The sequence below is a fragment of the Candidatus Dactylopiibacterium carminicum genome (assembly GCF_014736495.1).
Classification (GTDB): domain Bacteria; phylum Pseudomonadota; class Gammaproteobacteria; order Burkholderiales; family Rhodocyclaceae; genus Uliginosibacterium; species Uliginosibacterium carminicum.
In genome coordinates, this window is sequence record NZ_MDUX01000114.1 from 1 (window position 1) to 2,894 (window position 2,894).

General features: G+C 60.3%; 2 protein-coding genes and 1 pseudogene. All 3 read left to right on the forward strand.

What is annotated here, in order from left to right; all coding sequences use genetic code 11:
• Positions 1–29 precede the first annotated feature (29 nt).
• Positions 30–314, forward strand: coding sequence for a sensor histidine kinase (locus tag BGI27_RS17610; protein ID WP_095526072.1), 285 nt, complete (start codon positions 30–32; stop codon positions 312–314).
• Positions 311–1,216, forward strand: coding sequence for a response regulator (locus tag BGI27_RS17615; protein WP_095526073.1), 906 nt, complete (start codon positions 311–313; stop codon positions 1,214–1,216). The genes BGI27_RS17610 and BGI27_RS17615 overlap by 4 nt, the downstream gene beginning before the upstream one ends.
• Positions 1,217–1,250: 34 nt before the next feature.
• Positions 1,251–2,792, forward strand: a pseudogene (locus BGI27_RS17620) (response regulator).
• Positions 2,793–2,894: the final 102 nt, after the last annotated feature.

Consider the following 2,894-nt stretch of genomic DNA (forward strand, 5'->3'; position numbering starts at 1 on the left):
CCACTTGGTTGCCAGCTTAAGGCTTCGAAGTGTCTAGTGAACCGGGGGCGATTCAGTGGGATCAGGGGGCTGGCATTCCAGAGTCGGAGCTCGAATCCGTGTTCGCCAAATTCGTGCAGGGCAGTGCGGTAAGTCATCGCACGGAGGGCGCGGGACTGGGGCTGGCGATCTGCAGGGAGATCGTGGTGGCGCATCAAGGTCGCATTTATGCGTTCAATCGCGTTGGCGGCGGAGCGGAATTCGTGGTCAGCCTGCCGCTGCGGGACGGATCAGTCGGGCGGGACGCTGCGACTACACAGGAGAAGAATGGATGAGTGCCTCATTGCTGGTACTCGATGATGAGCCGCTAAACCTTGAGATCATTGGCGAATACCTTGCGGACTCAGGATTCCAGCTGAGCTTCTTCGAGGATCCCGAACGTGCCTGGGCACAGCTGGATAGCCGCCCCTATGATTTCGATCTAGTGCTCATGGACCGAATGATGCCCAAGATCGATGGCCTGACCTTGCTGCGTCGGATCAAGGCGGATCCTCGCATGAAACATCTGCCGGTCATCATGCAGACAGCTGCGGCAGGGCCGGAGCAGGTCAGCGAGGGCTTGGCTGCCGGGGCGCATTACTACCTGACCAAACCGTTCCGCTCGGAGGCGCTGCTGATCATCGTGCGTGCGGCGCTGCATGATCGTGCGCGCTGGGCCGATGTATCGCAGCGCATGGCGAATCATTCGCGCGCAGTCCTATTGCTGCGTGAGGCAGAGTTTCAGTTGCGCACGCTGGAGGAGGCCGAGGAGCTGGCCGGGCTGCTGGCACTGGCTGCCGGTGACGGGGAGGCTGTGGCGATGGGGCTGGCAGAGCTGCTGATCAATGGCATCGAGCATGGCAATCTGGGTATCGATTTCCTGACCAAGTCCCGCCTTAAGAGTGAGGACCGGTGGCTGGATGAGGTTCATCGCAGACAGGCCCTGCCGGAGAATCAGCACAAGCAGGTGTGCGTGAAGGTGTGGCAGGAGGCAGATGCGATTGTCGTGCGCATCAGTGACGAGGGACCAGGTTTTGAATGGGAGCCCTATCTGACCATCGCACCTGAGCGTGCCTTTGCACCCAACGGGCGCGGGATTGCCGTCTCGCGGCAGATGGCTTTCAACGATCTACGCTACCTCGGCACCGGCAATACCGTCGAGATCCGTTTTACGGGGGGCTGCGATGAATCAAGGTGAGCTCGCGTCACAAGGCGCTGCCGACATCGTTCCGATGGGTAGCGTGTTCCGTGTGCTGATCGTCGATGACACGCAGGCTAACCGTGCGTTGCTGCGCGCCTACTTGGCACGGTTGGGGTTCGAGACCCTCATGGCCGAGGACGGAGAACAGGCGCTGGACGTCTATTTCTGTGAAAAACCGGATCTGGTGCTGATGGATCTGATGATGCCGCGTATGGACGGCTTCGAAGCCATCGCGCGCATGCTTGAATTCACCGAGAAACGCTGGGTTCCGATCGTCATCGTTTCAGCCATGGATGCGGAGTATGACGTGGTGCGTGGCCTGGAAGCCGGTGCCGACGATTACCTGACGAAGCCTCTGTCCTTCCAGCTTTTTGCGGCCAAGATGCGCAATCTGCGTCGTGCGCTGGAATTGCAACAGAGCCGGGAAGAGGCTCGCCAACGAGAGGCCGCGATCGCCGATGCCGTGGTAGACGGCATCCTGACCTTCGATACGGATTTCCGCGTCGTCGGAGCCAATCGTGCTGCGACGGCAATCTTCTCGATGCCAGGCGTTTCCCTGATCGGTCAGGACGTTCGCCACCTGCTGTGCGAAGTGACGGGGCAGACTCGCTGGGAAGATTCCTTCCGGGCCTATCTGGCAGGCAAGGATCCGTCCTTTATCGGCAGTCTGTGCGAACTCATGGGGTGGCGTCTGGACGGGCGTAGCTTTCCGGCAGAGTTGTGTGTCACTGAGCTGCCTGTGATGGAGCGGCGTTTGTTCATTGCTGTGGCGCGGGATATTTCCGAGCGACGGCGGGTCGGGCGGCAACTAGCGGAGAACGCGGCCCGACTGCAGCAGTATCACGACGAGGCTGAAGCGGAGGCCGAGCTGGCCAAGGAGATCATGGAGCGGCATGTCCGCCGAGATGCGTTGGAGCAGAGCGGTGTCCTGCATTGCGTGATTCCTACGCAACGTTTTTCAGGTGACATCGTACTGGCTGCGCGTTCGCAAAACGGCCTACTTTACGCGATGCTTGCCGATGCGACTGGTCACGGCCTGGCTGCTGCGATGAGTGGGCTGACCATCGTCACCGACTTCTACCACGCAGTAGAAACCGAGAAGCCGTTGGCGGACATGGTGGTGGCACTCAACAATGCTTTGGCCGACCTGTTGCCCATTGGCCGCTTCGTTTCTGCTGCCGTGGTCGTCATCGATTAGCAGGCACGTCGCGGTGAGCTCTGGCTGGGCGGCGTTCCCGACATTCTGGAAATCGATGCCTTGGGCCAGGTGGTGCATCGCTATCCCTCAAACCACCTGTCGCTGGGGGTCGATAGCCTGGTGGCTGGCGCAATCAGTATTACCGAGCTGCATTGGCCGCAGATGGGAGGGCAGCTGTTGCTCTCCTCCGACGGGGTGATTGAGGCCGTGAGCGATGATGGACGGACGTTTGGCTACGAAGGCGTCATCGGTGCGCTGGCTGGTAGCCATCCGCGGGAACGCCTAGCTGTGCTGCAGCAGGCCTTGCGGCGCCATCTGGATGCCCAGGCCGGGCATGACGATATTTCAATGCTGCTGCTCGACTTGCCCGGCTGAGCAAATGCCTCAATGAGGGGCTTTTGAGGCCCCTTCGGCGCTTTCGTCCATGCTAGAGCCTGTTCACAGTATCCGGAATGTGTTTACATTCTGGAATTTGGG